Origin of the sequence: Idiomarina sp. H2 (assembly GCF_004364275.1) — a bacterium.
Lineage (GTDB): Bacteria > Pseudomonadota > Gammaproteobacteria > Enterobacterales > Alteromonadaceae > Idiomarina > Idiomarina loihiensis.
Genome location: NZ_SNZY01000009.1, coordinates 55,638 through 77,188, shown reverse-complemented (window position 1 = coordinate 77,188; position 21,551 = coordinate 55,638). Strand labels below are relative to the sequence as shown.

Sequence of the window (21,551 nt, the reverse complement as noted above, 5' to 3'; positions counted from 1 at the left end):
TGTGTCAAACCTATAAACAACTGTAACGCTAGTTTTCCACTTTCTGATCAGATGTCGCTGTAGCCTTTGCCTGACGCGATTTATAAATAAAAGGTAAAACGCTCTTTAGCTGGCTTAGTAAGTCTTTTTGCAGTTTTAAATAGCCCGGCTTTTTAACCTTCTCGAACGGCATGGGTCGACATAATTCAATCACTTGGTAGCCCAGCCTGGCGGTGAGCAAACCAGCCCCTAAACCCTGTCCGGCCCGGGTTGATAAACGCGTTAATAGCTCGGCGCTAACCCACTGAGCACCTAAATCAACCGCAACTTCGCTTAGCCCTGCGTAAACAATATTGGCAAACACCTGACGCCATAAGCGAACTCTGGCCCAATACCCCAGTTTTACGCCGTACAACTCGGCAATACGCGATATCATGCGCTGGTTACGCCACATAACGATAAGCATATCCAACAAGGCGAAGGGGCTCACTGCCACCATGGCGGCGGCTTCTGCCGACCAGCGACTTGTAATACGGGTAGCCTGCTGGTCTATACGGCTTAAGACGTCCACTTCAAAACGTTCGCGTTCTTCATCCGCAGACCAATACGGTTGTTTGATTTGCTGCCAGCGATGTTCTAAATCCGGATGTTGCAGAAGCTGTAACTGTTGCTCCGGTTTGGGATCTTCAGACTGTCTTTTCCAGCGCCGTTTCAACTTTTGCAGCAACCAGATTTCACGCACCATAAAGCTCAATAATGCCAACGCAATAACACCAAAACCAACCGCCCACAAACTGCCTAAAAATATGTTTTGTTGAAAACGCTCAATAACCATCAACACCGATTCGATAACAGCGGCCGATAAAGCAACCACTAAACCCAGTGCCAGCCACTTACCCCAGCGACCAGACTTGGCGCCCGCAGCTGCCTGTGTAGCCACCGTTTCAAGTCCTGCTTGCTCAGGCATATTATCGGTATCAGAAACTTCAACTGCCGGTTCATCCACCGAATAGTAAGTTAACTTGCGCGGATCACTCATTTGAGTTTATCTCCCAGAACGTATTCAAGCAGCTGATCCAGCCGTATATGCGGCAGAGGTGAGTTCTGCGCGGTGAAGCCGGGGTAAAACTGCGGATAAATATAGCCTTGTTGCCAGTCCGCAGCCGTTGGTATGGCATTAGGTACCTCTGGTGCACCAACCCGCACAAACTCACGGCTTTCATTAATACCATCCAGAACAGTCGTACCGTTACTTAATTTTTTAATTTGACTGGTGGCAATGCCGGCCACGCTAAATACCTGGTGAGGTATTTGATCAAACTGTAGCTCCTGACGCTGCTTCTGCGTCATAACACGCAGTAATTCCGTCAGTTTTTGATGGTCTTGCGGGGCAATACTGTCGGCTTTTGTCGCAACCAGCGCGACTTTATCAATAACCGGCGACATCAACCGTTTTAGCAAGCTATTATTGCCATAAGAAAAGCTCTTCATCAGTTCATTTATTGCCAACTGTAATTCAGCAAAATGATGCTCACCATTTTGCAACGCCTGCAGGACATCAACTAACACAACCTGCCGATTAAAATGCTTAAAGTATTTTTGATAAAACGGAGTCACCACATGCTGCTGATAGTAACGGTATTTCTCCCGCAAGCGTTTCGCCCAGGCATCGGGTATTGGCTGTGACAACGGCCAGGGGAAAAACTCCAGCGCCGGAGCTCCCTCAAGCTCTCCGGGTAATACCATTCTTCCGGGTTGCAACAATAATAATTTTTGCTCCCGGCACTGGCGTAAAAAAGAGCGATACCCCGATGCCAGTTCACGTATCTGCTGCTCAGCTTTATCCTCTGACGCGGCGTTTGCAGCTGTCTGCACCTTAATCAACCAGCTCTCTGCCAGTTTATGTCGTAACTCAGCTTTCAGTAAGCGCTGCTGTTGCTGGCTCCACTCGTCATAGCTCAGTTTTAGTAGCGGCAAATCCAGCAGCCATTCGCCCGGATAGTCAATTAAATCCAGGGTTAACCGACGAGTGTCGAGCACTCGCCCGGCTAAGCCTCGATGCGGCTTATACTTTATTTCGACACGTATTTCACTCACATCGCGTGTCGACTGTGGCCACCGGGGCACATCTGTGGTTAAACAGTCTATTGCCCCTTCGTAGTCAAAACGCGAGACTTGCCAGTTACTACTGGTGTGCAAACGACAGCCATTAAGACGCTGTTGTTGCTTCACCTTAAAATAAGGCAATTGCTGCGTTTCATTCGCATATAATAGCTGCTCAAGTAAACCGGTGATTAACGCGGTTTTTCCCGCTCCGCTTAACCCCGTTACAGCCAGACGTATATGACGATCAAACCCGCGATGAATAACGTCGCGGGTTTGGTGTTGTAGCTTTTGAAAACGGCTCACAGACGATTAAATTCTCGTTGAAGATTATAGTGATTTGAGGTTACGTACTTTTCCATTGATTGCAACTGTTGCTCCAGTTCATCAAACTCTCGCTTTATATCGCGAAAAGCTTCACGCGGCGGTTCTCCGCCCTGCCAGACCTTAGTCTTTACATCAACATTATGACGCTCAGTATTCGGTAGCTTTTTATCCAGAATTAACCAACCGGCGATATAAAGTACAAAGAAAGAGCCGTTAGTAAAAATCACTCCAGTAACAAAGGCCACTCGTATTAGCCAGGGTTCCAGGTTCAGGTAATCTGCAATACCAGCACAAACACCTGCAATTTTTCCTCGCTCTGAGTCACGACGCAGTTCTCGTTTGGGTCTTCTCTCGCTCATTGTCTGTCCCTCCAGCCCGGAGCGTCAGCATCCAGAATACGTTCCAGTGTCTGTACACGCTCACGGATGCGTTTTGCCTGATTCGCCAGTAACGCTAAAGATTCCCTTTCTTCCTCATTCAATCCCTGATTCATTTGTCGTTTACTGCGGTAATGAAGGATGATCCAGATAGGCGCGACTATAATGACAAACAAAATAATCGGCGCCATCAACATCCCTAGTATTGCTTCAATATCCATTTTTTTAAGCCTGTTTTAAGAGTCTTGTTTGGTTTTTGAGCTCATACGAGCACGCAATGCTTCCAGCTCGTCATTCACTTTACTCTCGTTTTCCAGCTCTGCAAATTCGTCACGTAATGTCCGTTTACCCATATCATAAGATTCAACCTGGGCTTCCAAATCATCGATTTTGGCTTCGTAGCGGTCAAACCGCTGCATTGCGTCATCTACTTTGCCACTATCGACCTGTTGCTTAACCTGCAAGCGACTGCTGGCCGCCTTCTGACGCATCAGAATCGCTTTTTGGCGAGACTTAGCATCGGCCAGTTTTTCCTGAAGTTGGCCAATTTCATCATTTAGCTTGTCCAGGTTTTCATTAACGCGATCCATTTCCTGCTGCAACGAGTCAACGCCCTGCTGTGCTTTTTGCTTTTCAATTAATGCCTGACGAGCTAAATCATCACGCTCTTTGGTTAACGCCAGCTCAGCTTTGTTTTCCCAGTCCTGAACTTCGTTTTCCATCCGTTGCTGCTGACGCTGAATGTCTTTCTTTTCAGCTAACAGGCGCGCTGACGTAGAGCGTACTTCAACTAACGTATCTTCCATCTCCTGAATAATCAGGCGTACCATTTTTTGCGGATCTTCGGCTTTATCCAATAAAGAATTGATATTGGAGTTCACGATATCGCTAAAACGTGAAAAAATACCCATAATAATGACCTCATACTGGTTTAATAAACAACTCGATGATTTATTATTCAAGTATCAGGCCAACTTTTATTTATGCCATAACAACTTGTTTTATAAATACTTTTTATAGTTTATGTGAATTACACCCTTGCGGGAGTTCGTAAAATAAACTAATAATTAGCAAAAATAACTATAATATAAGGCATTCGACATGCGCCCTGAGCGAAAACCCGACAACCTCATCGGACAATCCAACAGCTTTTCCGATGTGCTGGAACAAGTGTCGCAGATTGCTCCTCTCGATAAGCCCGTATTAATTATTGGTGAACGTGGTACTGGTAAAGAGCTTATTGCGGCGCGTTGTCATTACCTGTCCAGACGCTGGCAACAGCAATACGTTACCCTCAACTGTGCCGCACTGAATGAAAACTTACTCGACAGTGAACTCTTTGGACATGAAGCTGGTGCTTTCACCGGAGCCGCAAAGAAGCACGAAGGTCGTTTTGAACGCGCTGACAGTGGTTCGCTATTTCTTGATGAATTAGCCAATACGTCTTTGCGAGTTCAGGAAAAGCTGCTGCGGGTTATTGAGTACGGAGAATTTGAGCGAGTGGGTGGCCGTCATTCAGTTAAAGTCGACACTCGCCTCATTGCCGCTACCAATGAAGACCTCCCATCACTTGCTGCCAAAGGCCAATTTCGTTCAGATTTGCTGGATCGCCTGGCATTTGATGTCATTACGCTGCCGCCATTACGCGAGCGCCGTGACGATATTATGTTACTTGCTGAGCACTTTGCTATTTCTATGGCACGCGAAATGGAACTGGAGTTATTCAGTGGTTTTTCCGAGAAAGCACGTAAGACCTTGCTTGAATATCATTGGCCCGGTAACGTACGCGAGCTTAAAAACACAGTAGAGCGAAGCTTATATCGGCTGGGAAATGGGCATGTGCCTATTCACGATATTATTATTGACCCGTTTAACAGTCCGTTCCGGCCTAAAACTCCGGTTACCGAAAAAGCTGTACCGCAAGAGCCGGTAGCTAATGAACAAAGCAATGCTGAAAGTAATGAATTAATTGATATGCCGAAACTCAACGCCGAACAGCCAATAGACTTTAAGCAAAAGTCGCAAGAGTATGAAATTGATGTCTTGTCGCAAGCCTTGCGTTTATGTCAGTTTAACCAAAAGAAAACAGCTAATTTTCTTGGACTGACTTATCATCAGTTACGGGGTTACTTAAAAAAGTATCAGTTATTGGAAGGGGCTTCTGCAGCTAATGATTAAAGCGTACGCCAATGTAGCTGTTATAGCAGCAGCGTTTCTCTCAGGCTGCCAGTCCGATGAACCTGAGCCGGCTCCTCTGGCCAACGGTATTATTTATTGTTCGGAAGGCAACCCCGCTTCTTTTAATCCTCAGCTTGTTACCTCCGGCACCACCGTTGATGCCACCGCTGCTCAACTCTATGACAGGTTAATTGATTACGATGCTGAGCAACAAAAATTTGTACCGGCGCTTGCGAAGCGCTGGGAAACTTTGGATAACGGCACTCGTTATCGATTTCATTTGCGCGAAGGCGTAAAATTTCATACCACCAACTACTTTCAGCCTAGCCGCGAACTAACCGCTGAAGACGTTCAGTTCAGCTTTAACCGGTGGCTGGATGAAACCAGTCTTTATCATCAAGTTGGAGGGAGTTATCCATTTTTCAGAGCCACAGGGCTGGACCAGTTAATAAATAAAGTTGTCAAAATTGATAAAATGACTGTCGATATTGTGCTGAATAATGCCGATAGTTCGTTTTTAGCGAACCTGGCGACAGACTTTGCCGTTATTTTATCCGCAGAGTACGCACAACAATTATTAATTGAAGAGCGACCCGGACAAATAGATGCTCTACCGATAGGAACCGGCCCCTACCGTTTCGAAAGTTATCGCAAAGACGTGTTAATACGTTACTCCCGACATCCTGGGTACTGGCGGGAAGGCCCCGGAATTGAACATTTGGTGTACTCTATTACCCCAAATGCAAACAAGCGTATGCTTAAGCTAGTTACCGGCGAATGTGACATTATTCCTTACCCGCTGGTGAGTGAATTACAGGCTCTCAACCGAGATCAGTTAATTGTCACTGATGAGGTGAGTCCAAATGTGTCTTTCTGGGCATTTAATACTGAGAAAAAACCTTTTGATGACCCTCTCGTTCGTCAGGCACTGAGCCACGCTATTAATCGCGAAGCGATTATTCAGACCATATACTACGGTAATGCTGAGCTGGCACAGTCAATATTACCTCCAACGTCCTGGGCTTATGATGACCGCGGTATCCAGTATCAATATGACCCGGAAAAGGCTAAACGCTTATTAAAAGAAGCCGGTCATTCAAATTTAAATATAAATATCTGGGCTATGCCAGTACAGCGGGTTTACAACCCGAACGCTCGCAGAATGGCGGAACTAATGCAGTCGGACTTAGCCCAAATTGGTGTTTCCGCGAGCATTGTTTCTTATGAATGGAACACCTTTCGTCGCCGCCTTTCTCGTGGTGAACACGACACTGTTCTAATTGGCTGGTACGCCGACAATGCTGACCCTGATAACTTTTTCAGGCCATTGTTGAGCTGTGCTGCCGTAGCAACGGGAGGTAACCGGGCTAACTGGTGCCACCCTGGCTTTGACCAATTGCTTTACAGCGCCATTGCAACCACGGTACCAGAGGAGCGTAAAGCTCTGTATCAATCAGCTCAGCACTTACTGAATCAGCAACAACCTTTGCTGCCTATTGCCCATTCCAAACGCTTTCAGGCACAGCAGAAAAATATCAGCGGCGTAGAGCTTCCCCCTTATGGTGGTATTAACTTTCGCCTGGCCACTAAAAATACGGTGGAGGAAGAATCACAATGACCCGCTATCTTTTAGGCCGTTTAAGCGTTTTTATTATTGCTGTGTTTTTACTAACGCTGTTTAGCTTTAGCCTTAATTACTTGTTTCCAGGCGACCCAATAACCAATATGAGCGGCATCCGGTCGTTCCAGAGCAGTTACCCATTAATGGCTGAACTGCGTGGCGGTGACCAGAACCTGGCCATTCAATACCTAAGTTACTTGCAACACCTGTTCGCCGGAGACTGGGGATTATCTCTGAGTAATGGTACACCGGTATTTGCCGATGGTATTCAACACTTTATGGCGTCAATCGAACTGATCCTTATGGCTTTACTGGTTGCCGTTCTTTTTGGACTACCATTGGGCGTATTTGCTGCCTCCCGCTTTCGGCAGCGTTCAGACCAAACCGTAATAAGTCTGGCGATGGTTGGGTACTCCATTCCGGTTTTCTGGTTAGCCCAGTTACTGATACTGCTGTTTGCCATAAAGCTAGGCTGGTTCCCCATTACCGGTCAGATAAACCCTTTATATGGCGTCGAACCAAAGACCGGTTCAATTCTCATCGATGTCTTTTTAAGCGACTCCGACTACAAAGCCGCAGCGCTTCAGGACGCTTTGAATCATATTGTTCTACCGGTAATCATACTGGCTATCATGCCAATGATGCTGTTACTTCGCTTAATGCGAAACGCTACTCAGGAAATGCTGCAAAAGCCTTTCGTAAAAGCCGCCCGAGCCCGTGGATTAAATGAGTTCCGAGTATTAGTAAAACACGCTATTCCAAATGCGGTGCAATCGGTGCTGCAACAAACCACTCTCATCTTCAGTTTACTGTTAACTAACAGTATTGTGGTTGAGTCCATTTTTAACTGGCCGGGAATGGGCAACTGGCTTATCCGTAGTATTTTTGAGCGTGACTACCCTATTATCCAGGCAGCTGTATTAATGTTTGCTTTCGTTATTTTGTTCTTTAACCTACTGGTCGAGCTTTACCATGGCTGGCGATTTCCGATAGTGAGGCACGAACAATATGCCACACGTTAATCTTTACCATCACGATGAAACCCCGTCGCCACTCAAGCTAGTATGGAAAAGCTTCCAGTCAAGGTTTCTCTCCATGGCTGCCTTATATGTTTTGCTGGCAATGATATTGGTTGTGTTGCTGTCCCCGTTGCTGACGCCCTTCAATACATCAACCCAGTTCTCTGACGCCATTGCGCTTCCCCCTTCATGGGTTGAAAGCGGTAATATGAATTATTTATTTGGCACCGACGATCTAGGTCGGGATATGTTATCGCGACTATTAATTGGCGGACTGTACAGTTTGGGCCTACCGATACTCATGGTCGCAGTATCCTCATTAATTGGCATGAGCATAGGGGCTCTTGCCGGTATTGACCGAACCATAAAATACCAAAGCTTGTCACGGCTTTTTGATACCTTGCTGTCTATTCCGTCTTTTTTAATGGCACTTATCATTATTGCGATTCTCGGTACTGGTTTTAACAACGTAGCCTTTGCCATAACGCTTTCATTAATTCCGCAATTTATCTTCGTTACCCGCAACGCGGTACACGAGGAGTGGCATAAGGACTACGTTACCGCCTCACGACTCAATGGTTGTTCCAAGGCCTACTTGCTTTACCGGGTTATATTACCTAATGTGACCCCCACATTGGTCATGCAGCTTACAGTATCCCTTTCCGTCGCTATTATGGATATTGCGGCTCTTAGCTTCCTTGGTCTGGGTATTCAGGCACCAACTCCTGAATGGGGTAGTATGCTGGCGCGCAGCCTGGACGAGGTTTACTTGTCTCCCTGGTCAATGGTGCTACCGGGCATAACGTTGTTTATTACCATTATGTCCATTAACATTGTCGGAGACAGTCTGCGGCGTGCTTTAAAAGAAAGGGTCAACAGCTAATGCAGTTACTCGACATACGCAACCTCACGGTAGAAATGCAGACAGCGCACGGCATCGTTCGAGTATTGGATAAAGTCAATCTGCAACTTACCGAGGGCGAAATTCATAGTATTGTCGGCGAGTCTGGATCGGGAAAGAGCCTGCTGGCAAAAGCCATTATGGGCTTTATAAACCCCAACTGGCAGGTTACCGCCGACAGACTTTGGTGGAATGGCCAGGATCTACTAGCAATGACGCCTAAACAGCGACGGAAAATTACCGGGCGCGATATGGCTATGATTTTTCAGGACCCTAATGCCTATCTGGATCCTAACAGCACAGTCGAGCAACAAATTGTAGAGGCCATTCCACAAGGGGATGTTCGCGGTACATTCATGCGTCGCCGGGTTGACCGTAAAACCCGGGTTAAAAGGCTGCTTCACCGAGTGGGTATTCGCGACCACGAGTCAATAATGGAGAGCTACCCTTTTGAATTGTCTCAGGGTATCGCGCAAAAGGTGAGTATTGCTATAGCCATTGCTCACCGTCCCAGACTACTTATTGCCGACGAACCCACCACGGCAATGGAGCCATCAACCCGTTTACAGATCCATCGTTTGCTAGCGCGCCTGGCGGTTAGCCAAAAGATGTCCGTTGTATTGATTTCGCAGGATGTTGGCTCCATTTTGCCTGAGACCAAACGTTTAACACTGCTTTATTGTGGGCAGCTAATGGAAACAGGGCCCGCCCACGAGATTTTGTCAGAACCGGCACACCCTTACACCGATTCGATGCTTCGCATGTCATTGCAAACGCAGCAGGAGTTGCCTCACAAAGCGCGTTTACCGACCCTACCCGGTTCTATACCAACCTTGCGGCATATGCCAATTGGGTGTCGTCTGGGGCCCCGATGCCCTTACGCTCAAAAGACCTGCGTTAAAGCCCCACGGGCCACTCACGACCGGCAACGTGTGTATCATTGCCATTTCCCGCTACTGGATAGCAGCTCATGAGTCACTTACTGGAAGTTCGAAACCTCGGCAAAACGTACCGCTCTCGAAAAGGCTGGCCATGGACTCCTAAGTCGGTAGCCATAGAACCTTTGTCTTTCACCCTTGAAGCCGGAGAAATATTGGCTGTAATGGGTGAGACCGGGTCGGGGAAGTCTACCCTGGCACAAATTATTGGGGGTGTAGACACCGCAACCAGCGGCGAAATTCTGCTTAATGGCCAAAAGCTCCATAGCAATAACTATCCGCAGCTATGTAACAACATTCGTATGATATTTCAGGACAGTGAAAACTCTCTGAATGCGCATCTGAATATAGGTAAACAGCTGGAAGAGCCTCTGTTATTTAATACCCAGTTAACGGCTGCCGAACGTCAGGAGCGGGTCAATTTAACCTTGCAACGCGTTGGTATGCTACGTGAACACTGGGAATTCTACCCTCACATGCTGTCCAGCGGACAAAAACAAAGAGTCTGTATTGCGCGTGCCATTATTCTGGAACCGCAGATTGTTGTCGCCGACGAAGCCCTGGTTGCACTTGACCCATCAATTAGAGCTCAAATCATTAATCTTATGCTCGATCTTCAGAAAGATATGGGTATTTCTTACATTTTAGTGACACATTCGCCGCAAATCGTGAAACACATTGCGGATAAGATCTTAATTTTATATCGTGGTAAAATGATCGCGTTTGATAAAACAGACATAGTACTAGAGGACACGCAGCAAACTTACGTTCAACAATTGCTGCACGAACATTTAAAACAGAACATTCAATATAACAGCGACAGAAGCGCTAAGATCGCTGACTAAAAACTAAAAAACGGGAGTTTAATGTGGAAACAGGTACTCTGATATCACTAGCGCTGTACTTTATTGTCATGCTAGGTATTGGGCTTTACGCCTATAAAAAGTCTACCGACTCAGTTTCAGGCTATATGCTTGGAGGACGAGGCTTAGGCCCTGCAGTTACGGCATTATCAGCAGGGGCATCCGATATGAGTGGTTGGATGTTGATGGGCTTACCCGGTGCAATTTACGTCTCTGGCGTGTCACAGTTGTGGATTGCAGTGGGTCTGGTCATTGGTGCATTCTTAAACTATGTCATTGTGGCGCCCCGCCTCAGAACCTACACCGAAGTTGCTAACGACTCAATTACGATACCCGACTATTTTGCCAATCGTTTCACTGACAAAGGTCGTCGGCTGCGTATCTTTTCTTCAGTTGTTATTATCATCTTTTTCACCTTGTATACGTCTGCCAGCTTAGTTGCGGGAGGCAAGCTGTTCGACAGCTCCTTCGGCATGGACTACACCACTGGTCTTTGGGTAACAGCCGGCGTTGTCTGTGCTTACACCCTGTTCGGGGGCTTTTTGGCGGTGAGTATGACCGACTTTGTGCAAGGCTGTATTATGTTTGTCGCTTTGGTCTTAGTGCCTATTGTGGCCTTTGCGGAACTCGGCGGCTACAGTAGTGTTGTTGGTCAAGTTGGAGACATTGATCCTAACTTCTTAGATTTTTTCTATGACGTCAAAGAATCCACAGCTTTAGGAGTTCTCGGGGTTATCTCGTTACTGGCCTGGGGTTTGGGTTATTTTGGTCAACCACATATTATCGTGCGTTTTATGGCCATCCGCTCAGTGAGCGATGTCAAAGCTGCTCGCCGTATCGGTGTATCCTGGATGATAGTTTCTATCATTGGCGCCATGGCAACAGGCTTTGTCGGTATTTCTTACGTATCCGAGACCCAAATGAGTCTCCCTGATGCCGAAACGATTTTCATTATATTCTCGCAGTTCTTGTTCCACCCGTTAATTAGTGGGTTCCTGCTGGCCGCAATTCTGGCCGCAATTATGAGCACCATTTCTTCGCAATTGCTGGTGAGTTCAAGCTCTTTAACCGAAGACTTTTACAAAGCCTTCTTACGTAAAGATGCGAGCCAAAAAGAACTTGTTCTTGTCGGACGTATATCTGTTCTGGCGGTTTCACTTGTAGCTATTTGGCTTGCCTGGGATCCAGAAAATACTATTCTTGATCTGGTCAGCAATGCTTGGGCAGGATTCGGCGCAGCCTTCGGTCCTGTCGTCATTCTTAGCCTTTTCTGGAAACGTATGAACCGTCATGGTGCATTAGCCGGTATGTTGGTTGGTGCTATAACAGTTCTGTTCTGGATTTATGGACCGACTTTCGGTGGCGAGCAGCTTTCGGCCTATGTGTACGAAATAGTACCAGGCTTTATCCTGTCTACTCTCGCGGTTATTATCTTCAGTAAGCTTACTGCTGAACCAAACCAAGAGCTTCAGGATAAATTTGATGAAATGGAAAGTGTCATTGATGATTACTACCATGGAGACAAAAAAGGCTAAGCTATTTACGCCTTGTAACTGATAAAAAGACCAGCCCATCGTGGCTGGTCTTTTTTGTTTTAGAAGTCCGGCCTATAGTGGTAGAAAAACAAAAAGGTAACCACTATGGCTAAATTAAATATTATTGCATCCGCGGCGCTCGCATTTTCCTGCGCGGCAACAACCTTACCCAGTAATGCCAGTGACCGTATTACCGGACACCACTTTGCTACCCGCTCAGAAGCGATGGCACCAACGGCAATGGCCGCAACAAGTCAGCCATTAGCCACGCAAGTTGCATTAGATATTATGCAGGATGGCGGCAATGCAATAGATGCCGCTATTGCAGCTAATGCGGTATTAGGTCTGGTTGAGCCAACCGGAAACGGCATTGGTGGTGACCTCTACGCCATTGTCTGGGATGCTGAAACTAAGAAACTTCATGGTCTCAATGCCTCTGGCCGTTCCCCGCAAAGCTTAACGCTCGACTATTTTAAAGAAAACGGATACGAGTCAATTCCGGCTCGCGGTGTACTTCCCTTATCCGTACCTGGGGCGGTAGATGGCTGGTTTGAGTTGCACGACCGCTTCGGTGAGTTAAGCATGGAGAAAATATTGCAGCCAGCTATTAACTATGCTGAATCCGGTTTTCCGGTTACTGAAGTTATCGCTTATTACATGAAGCGTAACGCCGAAGTACTAAAAGATATCCCCGGTTTTGCCGATGTCTTTATGCGTGACGGCAGTGTTCCGGAGAAAGGCGAACGTTTTAAAAACCAAGACCTTGCCAACACATACAAAATACTGGCAAATGAGGGCCGCGACAGCTTTTACAAAGGGAAAATAGCCCACACTATCAGTGACTTTGTCGAAGAACACGACGGTTTTCTGTCATATGAAGATTTAGCACAACACAGCTCCACCTGGGTCGACCCTGTATCCACTAACTATCGTGGCTACGACTTATGGGAATTACCACCCAATACACAGGGTATCGCCGCACTGCAAATTTTGAATATACTTGAGCAATTTGATATCAAAGCCATGGGTTACGATAGCCCCGAATACATTCACCACTTTGTAGAAGCCAAAAAGCTGGCGTTTGAAGACCGTGCTAAATACTATTCGGATCCAGCGTTCAATGACGTACCTGTTCAAGGCCTTATTGACAAAGAGTACGGCAAAAAACGTGCGCAGTTGATTAATTCTGAACGCGCCGGACGCTCTTATGAGCCGGGTAATCCGCCAACAGAGGGCGACACTATTTATCTGACCACTGCCGATAAAGACGGCAATATGGTGTCACTCATTCAAAGTAACTACCGCGGTATGGGTTCCGGCGTCACTCCAACTGGCTTAGGTTTCGTTCTACAAAACCGGGGCGAGCTCTTTGCGTTAGATCCAGACCACCGTAACGTATTTGAACCAGGTAAACGCCCTTTCCATACCATTATTCCTGCCTTCGTCACTAAAGACGGAAAGCCGCTTATGAGCTATGGAGTTATGGGAGGAGCTACTCAGCCACAAATGCATGCACAAATTCTTATCAACCTCATTGATTTTGGCATGAACCTGCAAGAAGCCGGTGACGCGCCGCGTATTCTGCATACAGGCTCGAGTCAGCCAACAGGAGCAGTAATGGAAGATGGTGGTGTTGTGAGCCTGGAGAACGGTTTCTCTAAACACACTCGCCGTGAGCTAATAAAAATGGGGCACACATTGCAGGAAGCCGTGGGACCCTACGGTGGCTATCAGGCTATCTGGAAAGACCATGAAGAAGATGTCTATATTGGTGCTTCTGAAAGCCGTAAGGATGGGCACGCCGCTGGTTATTAACAATAAAAGCCGTTTCGTCTCAGACCAGACGAAGCGGCCTTATCTTTTCAGGTGAGAGATTCCTATTAACCTCTGCGCTCACGATAGAGTTCAATTTCTTCCATGATCAAATCACGCATTCTGGTAGTTGTTTCGTAACCAAGATCAATAGCTTCCTGACCTCGATAAAACTCCATAATACCAATATGGCCGAGCTTAGGCTGCACTAAGATATCGGGTGGATCGCCTGCCATGCGAGCTTTAGTAATACGCTCCTGCATAATATCTATGGAGCTGGCCATAACACTGAACATTCCCGGCGCTTTTTCACCATTATTCCTAAAGCGCTCTTTAAAGCTGTCCAGATACTCTTTACTGCCCGACCACATATTATCGAAAAAGCCGTTTTCGTTATCCTGAATCTCCGTATCAGCCTTTTCTTTATCCAACTGTTCAGCTTCTGTCTGAGGCGGAATACTACGCCCTTTTCGTTGTTGCGCCTTAGAGTTCAACTGTGAGTTAAGGTGAACAGCGATAACAAAGTCGGCACCTAAAGCTCGGCACAACGACACAGGTACTGGGTTAACCAAACCACCGTCAATTAACCAGCGACCATCAAATGACTTAGGCGATAATATTCCGGGCATGGCACAGGAAGCTCTGGAGGCATCGTAAAGGTCACCGTTGCGTAACCAAATCTCGCGACCACTATATAAATCGGTAGCCACTGCGCCATAAGTAACAGGTAAGTCTTCAATATTACGTTGCCCAAATTCCTCCCGAGCACGATTAAAGACTTTCTCTCCACCAATAATACCGCCGTGGTTGAAACCAAAGTCCAGCAAATTAAACACTTCCCAACGGTTCATGCCCTGAACCCATTGTTCTATCTCCGCCAACCGCCCGGACGCATAACCAGCCCCCACTAACGAGCCAATTGATGTACCGGCCACCATATTTATACGTACGCCCATCTCTTCCAATGCCTTAATGACACCAATGTGCGCCCATCCTCTTGCCGCTCCAGAGCCCAGAGCTAAAGCGACTTTCACTTCAGACATGTGCTGTTTCCTACTTTTCTTAATAATGTATCTATCGTACTATGATTACTCATTCGTCAACAACATCACTGAGCAGTTAGATGATTTGGACAGAACGTCAGTCAGGTACATCAGAACAGCGCCCTAACGATACCCGCACAAACTTTCAACGGGACAAAGCCCGAATTCTTCACAGTGCCGCATTCAGACGGCTGCAGGCAAAAACTCAGGTTATGTATGTTGGTATGCACGACTTCCCCCGTACACGATTGACCCATTCGCTGGAAGCCAGTCAAATTGGTGCCAGCCTGGTAGTTCATTTAAGTAACCGGCATCCGGCACTGGCTGAGCAACTGGAGCTGTCAGAGCCTTTGCTAGAGTCTTTATGTCTGGCTCACGACATAGGCCATCCACCATTTGGCCACGGTGGCGAAATAGCTCTTAATTATATGATGCGCGATAACGGCGGGTTTGAAGGTAACGGCCAGACATTTCGTATTGTCACCCAGCTTGAAGCTTATACGCCTGAGCATGGAATGAGCTTAACAAGAAGAACTCTGCTGGGGCTGTTAAAGTACCCAGTATTAGCCAGCGCAATCCGAAGGCAAGAACTTCCCCTTGAGGTAACAAACTTTCGTCATTTGCCCACCCGCGAATGGCTACCACCAAAAGCCTTGTATGACGACGACTCAGAGCAGCTAGACTGGGTACTTCAGCCGCTAAGCACTAACGATAAGAAAAATTTTCAGGCATTAGTGCACGAAGCGACACAAAGTACTCACGGAAAAAGCGCCCTTAAAAGTATTGATGCGTCCATTATGGAAGCCGCAGACGATATCGCATACGGCGTTCACGACCTTGAGGACGCCATTGTTGTCGGCCTGATCCAGCGGCATCACTGGGAAGAACACATGTTCTCCGATTTACAGCAGCTTGAAGCAGAGCTTTCCGACTTTAACGCCCGAAAGTTAACCGAAGATCTTTTTTCTGGCAGCCATCACCTCCGTAAGCAGGCAATAGGAGGGTTAGTTAACCGGCTGCTTACCTCAGCAAGGCTGAACTCTACTGAATACAATTTTGACTGCCCTTTGCTGCAATATGAAGTTCAGTTAGGAGCTGCCGAAAAAATTCTGCTGAACTCGTTAAAGCAATTTATTTTTAAATGGGTGATTCGAAAGCCTGAGATGCAGGCACAGGAGTTTAAAGGCCAACAGATTGTTATGGAACTGTTTGAGGTTTTAGCCGTAGAGCCGGAACGTTTATTGCCTGAAAATACCCGTTTGCGTTATCTGCAACAGCAACAAAAAGGTGGGAATGCTCTGCGCGTAATTTCTGATTACCTTTCCGGCATGACTGATGGGTATGCCGCTAAACTTTATCAGGAGCTGTTCTCAGTCAGCTCACCCAAAAGTGCGTTTCAGTAACTTTTACTTATAAAAAAACCGGAGCAATAAGCTCCGGCTTGTTATTCCGAAAAACAAATCAGTTATGACAAACTGATATCATCTTTCTCATTACCTTTCTTTTCTGTTTTCTTGTCTGCTTTAGCTTCGCTCTTCGCATCTTCTTTTGCAGCAGCGCGCTCAGCTTCACGAATTTCTTTTGTCCTCTTTTCTGGTTTTGACAACAACAGTTCGCGAATACGACCTTCTAATTCATCCGCAATTTTAGGGTTGTCCTGCAAAAACTTCATTGAGTTAGCTTTACCCTGACCAATTTTGTCGCCGTTATAACTGTACCAGGCTCCGGCTTTATCAACCATTTTGTGTTTAACACCTAGGTCAATAAGCTCACCTTCTTTAGAAATACCTTTGCCGTATAAAATTTGGAAGTGCGCTTCTTTAAACGGAGGAGCCACCTTGTTTTTAACCACTTTCACGCGGGTTTCGTTACCCACAACTTCGTCACCTTCTTTCAATGCACCGGTACGGCGAATATCCAGACGAACAGAAGAGTAAAACTTCAGGGCGTTACCACCCGTGGTGGTTTCAGGGTTACCAAACATCACACCAATTTTCATCCGAATTTGGTTGATGAAAATACACATGGTGTTGGACTTCTTAATGTTCGACGTTAATTTACGCAGGGCTTGTGACATTAAACGAGCCTGCAAGCCAACATGGCTATCGCCCATTTCGCCTTCAATTTCCGCTTTTGGTGTCAGTGCTGCTACCGAGTCAACAATCACAATATCGACTGCGCCGGAACGAACCAGCATGTCACAAATTTCTAAAGCCTGCTCACCGGTATCTGGTTGCGATATTAATAAGTCATCAACGTTAACACCTAAAGCTTCTGCATAAATCGGGTCTAACGCGTGCTCAGCATCTACGAAGGCACAGGTCTTACCCATTTTTTGCGCTTCGGCGATGACTTCCAGAGTCATGGTCGTTTTACCACTGGACTCAGGACCGTAAATTTCTACAACCCGCCCAAAAGGCAAGCCACCAATACCAAGAGCAATATCCAGCCCTAACGAACCGGTTGAAACAGAATCGATATCCAGGGTCTGGTTATCGCCCAGACGCATGATAGAACCTTTACCAAATTGACGTTCGATTTGTCCGAGCGCTGCATCTAACGCCTTTTGACGATCATTGCTCATTATAAGCTCCGTTATTAATCACTGGTTTTATAAACAGTATACTGTACACATTTACAGTATCAAGCGTTGTTCTTATTTTTTCATTAAAACAAAAGTAAGTTATTGTAATTCAATTAGATTTATAAGTTTATCCAGAACTGTATCTAAGGTTTGTAAGCGCACCTGAGTGCGGTCACCTGCAAATTGTTCAGACCAGCACCAACAGCTTTCACTATTTGCTATTGCCATCCACACCAAACCCACTGGTTTATCCGCTGTACCGCCTGCGGGGCCTGCAACACCACTCACAGCGATACCCCAATCGGCATCACATGCCGCTATGGCTCCAACGGCCATTTGCCGAACACAGGCTTCAGAAACTGCACCATGCTTTTCCAGTACGTCAGACTCAACCAGCAGCAACTTTTGCTTAAGGGCATTAGTATAGGTGATTAATCCACCATTAAACCAAGCAGAACTTCCCGCAACTTCGGTAATAGCGTATCCTATCCCTCCTCCGGTACAAGATTCTGCGGTGCATAATGTCTGCTGCTTCTGCTGTAGGCTTCCGCCCACTTGTTCCGCGAGTTTAAAGGTTTGCGGCGCGATTGCCGTGGTTGCTAACATAACACTGGCTCCAGATAAGAATAATCAATTATGCCTGAATTCTCTGATAAACAGATCCAATCACATACCCCAATGATGCAGCAATACCTACGGATAAAAGCGGAGCATGCTGACATGCTTTTATTCTATCGTATGGGGGACTTTTACGAACTGTTTTTTGAAGACGCGAAACGCTCAGCCCAACTGTTAGATATCTCCCTCACAGCGCGGGGTCAGAGTAATGGTGAACCTATTCCAATGGCAGGTGTTCCCTATCACGCAGTAGAAAACTATCTGGCCCGCCTGGTCAATATGGGCGAATCCGTTGCCATCTGCGAACAAATTGGCGATCCGGCAACCAGCAAAGGTCCGGTTGAAAGAAAAGTCGTGCGTATTGTCACGCCGGGAACCGTCACTGACGAGTCGCTGTTAGCGGAAAAAAGACAAAATCTGTTAGTTGCGATTTGTCCGCTGAATCCAAAACAGCCGGAAGCGGAATACGCAATATCCAGTCTGGAGCTAAGTAGCGGCCGTTTCTGGCTAACCAAAGCTCATTCCAGTGAACAACTGGCTGCAGAAATGCAGCGTTTAGAGCCAGCCGAATTGCTCTATCCTGAGTCTATTTCCTTAGCCGGACTACCTTTAGCAAAAGCGAAATGCAAACGCCGACCGGCCTGGGAGTTTGAACAACAAACCGCTTTTATGCTGCTTACTCGCCAGTTTGGCACTCAGCATTTAGAAGGCTTCGGTATCAAAAATAATGAGCCTACCCTGGCAGCCGCCGGTGCTATTCTGCATTATGTAAAAGAAACTCAACGCGCCGCCCTGCCTCACATTCAGGCGCTAATAACGGAACATCCGCAAGACGCTATTATTCTCGACGCAGCAACACGCAGAAACCTTGAGCTGCAGCAAAGCATGGGCGAAGGCGATACACACCTTTCAGCTGTACTGGACAAAACCGTTTCAGCTATGGGAAGCCGCCAGTTCCAGCGTTGGCTGCAGCGCCCTATTCGGAACCATCAGGAACTTAACCAGCGTTATGATGCTGTCGACGCATTAAAAGAAAATCTGAATTTTGAAAATATACAGCTAACATTAAAACAGTTAGCCGATATTGAACGTATTGTTGCCCGTGTGGGCTTACGAAGCGCGCGTCCGAAAGACTTTGCTCGTTTGCGTGACAGCCTGGCTAAAATACCGGAAGTCAGAGCGTCTTTATCTCACCGTTCGCTGAGTTATCTGCACGACATTATTGCTCCCTTTCCAGAAGTGGTCGACTTGTTGACTAAAGCCGTTATTGAGCAGCCACCTTTATTGATTCGCGACGGCGGTGTTATTGCCGAAGGATATGATAGAGAGCTTGATGAATTGCGCGATCTTGCAACGGGTGCTACCGACTACCTGAAACAACTGGAGCAGCGTGAACGTGAGAGAAGTGGTATCGCCACATTAAAAGTTGGCTATAACAGAGTTCACGGCTACTTTATTGAGGTCAGCCGGCAGTCGTCAGAAGCGGTACCCGATGACTATCAGCGTCGCCAGACACTAAAAAATACAGAGCGCTATATTATTCCAGAGTTAAAGGAGCACGAAGACAAAGTTCTGAATGCTCAGGCGCGTTCTCTGGCCAGAGAAAAATGGCTTTACGACCAACTCTTTGAGCACTTACTGCCGCAGGTGACTGCATTGCAAAAAAGTGCTTCGGGTCTGGCTCAACTCGATACCTTGTGCTGTTTTGCACGGCTGGCTGACAATTATCGTTATTGCCGCCCGCAACTGCAAAAGGAAACCAGCTTAATTGAACTAGAAGCTGCCCGTCACCCGGTTATCGAGCAATTGAGTGACGCCCCCTTTATTGCTAACCCCATGTCGCTAACGCCGCAGCAACGCATGCTCATGATTACAGGTCCGAACATGGGGGGTAAATCAACTTACATGCGACAAGCCGCGTTAATCGTTATTCTCGCGCACATGGGCTGCTACGTACCAGCTGATAAGGCCGTTATTGGCGACATTGACCGTATCTTTACCCGTATTGGTGCCTCTGACGATTTAGCCTCAGGCCGTTCGACTTTTATGGTAGAAATGACAGAAACCGCGAACATTCTGCATAACGCCACGGCAAAAAGCCTGGTGCTTATGGATGAAATTGGTCGTGGCACTTCAACTTATGACGGCTTGTCACTGGCTTGGTCTTGTGCCGATTACCTGTCCCGACAACTCCAGTGCCTGACCTTATTCGCCACTCATTACTTTGAGTTAACGGAATTGGCAGAAGAGTTACCAGCCACGGTAAACGTGCACGTCGATGCGAAAGAGCATGGCGATACCATTGCTTTTTTACATAAAGTCAGCCCTGGAGCAGCCAGCCAGAGCTTTGGCTTGCAAGTGGCTAAACTGGCCGGGGTTCCGGAGCATGTCATTCATAAAGCAAAACAAAAGTTGTCCGAGCTGGAGCATACTCACCATGGTGGTTTAAACGAACCCAAACAAGCCACTATGGAGCTCACTCCTCCACCTGAAGCTATCCCGTCTCATACAGAAAAACGCAACCCACTGCTTGATGAGCTGGAAAAACTGGACATTAATGATCTGACTCCGAAGCAGGCGCTTGATATTCTTTACCAATGGCAGCAAAAACAAAAAGGCTCAACACAAAGTTGAGCCTTTTTAGTACGTTTAGTAACTGCTACTTTTACTGAGCAGTAAATAGTGAGTCTAACGTTAGGCCTTGCTGTTTTAACGAATCGCGTAATTTACGCAGAGCTTCCACTTGTATCTGCCGGACTCGCTCACGCGTAAGGCCTATTTCACGACCAACATCCTCCAGAGTCGAAGGCTCATAGCCCATCAGTCCAAAGCGGCGAGCCAGCACCTCACGTTGTTTCTGATTTAGCGACTGCAGCCATTCAGTGATATTCCCTTTCAGGTTTTCATCCTGCAAGACACCTTCCGGTCCGGTATCAGCATCATCGGTGAGGATATCCAACAAGGCTTTGTCGTTATCACCGCCTATGGGTGTATCTACCGAACCAATGCGTTCATTCAGACGCAACATTTTAGTGATATCACCCACGGGCTTATTGAGGCTTTTAGCAATGTCTTCGGCGGTTGGCTCGTGATCCAGTTTATGCGCAAGTTCACGGGCAGCACGAAGATACACGTTAAGCTCTTTAACGACGTGAATCGGCAGTCTAATGGTGCGCGTCTGGTTCATAATTGCGCGCTCAATAGTTTGTCGTATCCACCAGGTAGCGTAAGTTGAGAAGCGGAACCCGCGTTCAGGGTCGAATTTTTCAACCGCCCGGATAAGGCCGAGATTACCTTCTTCAACTAAATCTAATAGAGGCAGTCCCCGATTAGAATAACGACGGGCAATTTTAACAACTAACCTCAGGTTACTCTCAATCATACGACGACGGGCTGCTTTGTCGCCTTTTAGCGCACGACGGGAATAAAAGACTTCTTCTTCAGCTGTCAGTAATGGAGAGAAACCGATTTCTCCCAAGTATAGCTGCGTCGCGTCCATCTTCTTTTGATACTGAGTTGAAGACGATGATAGCGCCTCTTCTAACTCTTCTGCTGCACTGTCCGTGCTATCTACAATAGACTCATCTTCATTAGCTTCGACGTTTTCAACTGCTTCTTCCTTTATGCGGCTCATAACAAGCTCCTGTTATACT

Annotated in this window: 19 protein-coding genes; 10 read left to right on the top strand and 9 right to left on the bottom strand. The window is 46.9% G+C overall.

All coding sequences use genetic code 11. The annotated features are described in order from the left end of the window. Positions 1-28: 28 nt before the first annotated feature. From DET62_RS12130 to pspA, 5 genes are read right to left on the bottom strand one after another with little or no spacing between them, the layout of a single operon-like run. Positions 29-1,018, bottom strand: coding sequence for a TIGR01620 family protein (locus DET62_RS12130; RefSeq protein ID WP_110014029.1), 990 nt, complete (start codon positions 1,016-1,018; stop codon positions 29-31). Continuing rightward, complete coding sequence (locus DET62_RS12125; protein ID WP_110014030.1) at positions 1,015-2,388, bottom strand: YcjX family protein; 1,374 nt, start codon at positions 2,386-2,388, stop codon at positions 1,015-1,017. The genes DET62_RS12130 and DET62_RS12125 overlap by 4 nt, the downstream gene beginning before the upstream one ends. After that, positions 2,385-2,768, bottom strand: a complete 384-nt coding sequence (pspC, locus tag DET62_RS12120) for an envelope stress response membrane protein PspC (protein WP_034820668.1) — start codon at positions 2,766-2,768, stop codon at positions 2,385-2,387. The genes DET62_RS12125 and pspC overlap by 4 nt, the downstream gene beginning before the upstream one ends. Next, the gene (gene pspB, locus DET62_RS12115; RefSeq protein ID WP_011233982.1) at positions 2,765-3,007 is read right to left on the bottom strand and encodes an envelope stress response membrane protein PspB; all 243 of its coding nucleotides are present in this window, start codon (positions 3,005-3,007) and stop codon (positions 2,765-2,767) included. Before pspB ends, pspC begins: the two co-directional genes overlap by 4 nt. Before the next feature lie 15 nt (positions 3,008-3,022). After that, positions 3,023-3,697 carry a phage shock protein PspA gene (pspA, locus tag DET62_RS12110; protein WP_011233983.1) on the bottom strand — a complete coding sequence of 225 codons (675 nt, stop codon included), beginning with the start codon at positions 3,695-3,697 and terminating at the stop codon, positions 3,023-3,025. 190 nt (positions 3,698-3,887) lie between these two features. Between pspA and pspF the strand changes: the two genes are divergently transcribed. The 8 genes from pspF to ggt all read left to right on the top strand — a co-directional run bounded on the left by pspF (position 3,888) and on the right by ggt (position 13,656). Further along, positions 3,888-4,964, top strand: a complete 1,077-nt coding sequence (gene pspF, locus DET62_RS12105; protein ID WP_011233984.1) for a phage shock protein operon transcriptional activator — start codon at positions 3,888-3,890, stop codon at positions 4,962-4,964. Then, positions 4,957-6,582, top strand: a complete 1,626-nt coding sequence (locus DET62_RS12100; protein ID WP_110014031.1) for an ABC transporter substrate-binding protein — start codon at positions 4,957-4,959, stop codon at positions 6,580-6,582. Before pspF ends, DET62_RS12100 begins: the two co-directional genes overlap by 8 nt. Continuing rightward, positions 6,579-7,607, top strand: coding sequence for an ABC transporter permease (locus DET62_RS12095; RefSeq protein WP_011233986.1), 1,029 nt, complete (start codon positions 6,579-6,581; stop codon positions 7,605-7,607). Before DET62_RS12100 ends, DET62_RS12095 begins: the two co-directional genes overlap by 4 nt. After that, positions 7,594-8,487 (top strand): ABC transporter permease subunit, encoded by an 894-nt coding sequence (locus DET62_RS12090; RefSeq protein WP_110014032.1) that lies wholly within the window; start codon positions 7,594-7,596, stop codon positions 8,485-8,487. Before DET62_RS12095 ends, DET62_RS12090 begins: the two co-directional genes overlap by 14 nt. After that, positions 8,487-9,479, top strand: a complete 993-nt coding sequence (locus DET62_RS12085) for an oligopeptide/dipeptide ABC transporter ATP-binding protein (RefSeq protein WP_110014033.1) — start codon at positions 8,487-8,489, stop codon at positions 9,477-9,479. The genes DET62_RS12090 and DET62_RS12085 overlap by 1 nt, the downstream gene beginning before the upstream one ends. Then, positions 9,476-10,288, top strand: a complete 813-nt coding sequence (locus tag DET62_RS12080) for an ABC transporter ATP-binding protein (protein WP_011233989.1) — start codon at positions 9,476-9,478, stop codon at positions 10,286-10,288. The genes DET62_RS12085 and DET62_RS12080 overlap by 4 nt, the downstream gene beginning before the upstream one ends. A 23-nt stretch (positions 10,289-10,311) precedes the next feature. Next, positions 10,312-11,841 (top strand): sodium/proline symporter PutP, encoded by a 1,530-nt coding sequence (putP, locus tag DET62_RS12075; protein WP_110014034.1) that lies wholly within the window; start codon positions 10,312-10,314, stop codon positions 11,839-11,841. 105 nt (positions 11,842-11,946) lie between these two features. Continuing rightward, entirely contained in the window at positions 11,947-13,656 is a 1,710-nt protein-coding gene (ggt, locus tag DET62_RS12070; protein ID WP_110014035.1) for a gamma-glutamyltransferase, read from the top strand. A gap of 65 nt (positions 13,657-13,721) precedes the next feature. Here the strand turns inward: ggt and rssA are convergent, their stop codons facing one another. Then, positions 13,722-14,696: a patatin-like phospholipase RssA gene (rssA, locus tag DET62_RS12065; RefSeq protein ID WP_110014036.1), complete on the bottom strand. Its 975-nt coding sequence runs from the start codon at positions 14,694-14,696 to the stop codon at positions 13,722-13,724. Between the two features lie 80 nt (positions 14,697-14,776). Here rssA and DET62_RS12060 point away from each other — a divergent pair, with 80 nt between their 5' ends. Next, positions 14,777-16,099, top strand: a complete 1,323-nt coding sequence (locus DET62_RS12060; RefSeq protein WP_110014037.1) for an anti-phage deoxyguanosine triphosphatase — start codon at positions 14,777-14,779, stop codon at positions 16,097-16,099. A 62-nt stretch (positions 16,100-16,161) separates the two neighbouring features. On the opposite strand, the gene recA is transcribed toward DET62_RS12060, so the two are convergent. Both recA and DET62_RS12050 read right to left on the bottom strand, forming a co-directional pair. Next, positions 16,162-17,280 (bottom strand): recombinase RecA, encoded by a 1,119-nt coding sequence (gene recA, locus DET62_RS12055; protein WP_011233994.1) that lies wholly within the window; start codon positions 17,278-17,280, stop codon positions 16,162-16,164. Between the two features lie 99 nt (positions 17,281-17,379). After that, complete coding sequence (locus DET62_RS12050; RefSeq protein WP_110014038.1) at positions 17,380-17,886, bottom strand: CinA family protein; 507 nt, start codon at positions 17,884-17,886, stop codon at positions 17,380-17,382. Positions 17,887-17,916: 30 nt separating this feature from the next. Between DET62_RS12050 and mutS the strand changes: the two genes are divergently transcribed. Then, positions 17,917-20,532 (top strand): DNA mismatch repair protein MutS, encoded by a 2,616-nt coding sequence (gene mutS, locus DET62_RS12045; RefSeq protein WP_181396973.1) that lies wholly within the window; start codon positions 17,917-17,919, stop codon positions 20,530-20,532. A 31-nt stretch (positions 20,533-20,563) separates the two neighbouring features. Here the strand turns inward: mutS and rpoS are convergent, their stop codons facing one another. After that, entirely contained in the window at positions 20,564-21,532 is a 969-nt protein-coding gene (rpoS, locus tag DET62_RS12040; protein ID WP_011233997.1) for an RNA polymerase sigma factor RpoS, read from the bottom strand. Positions 21,533-21,551: the final 19 nt, after the last annotated feature.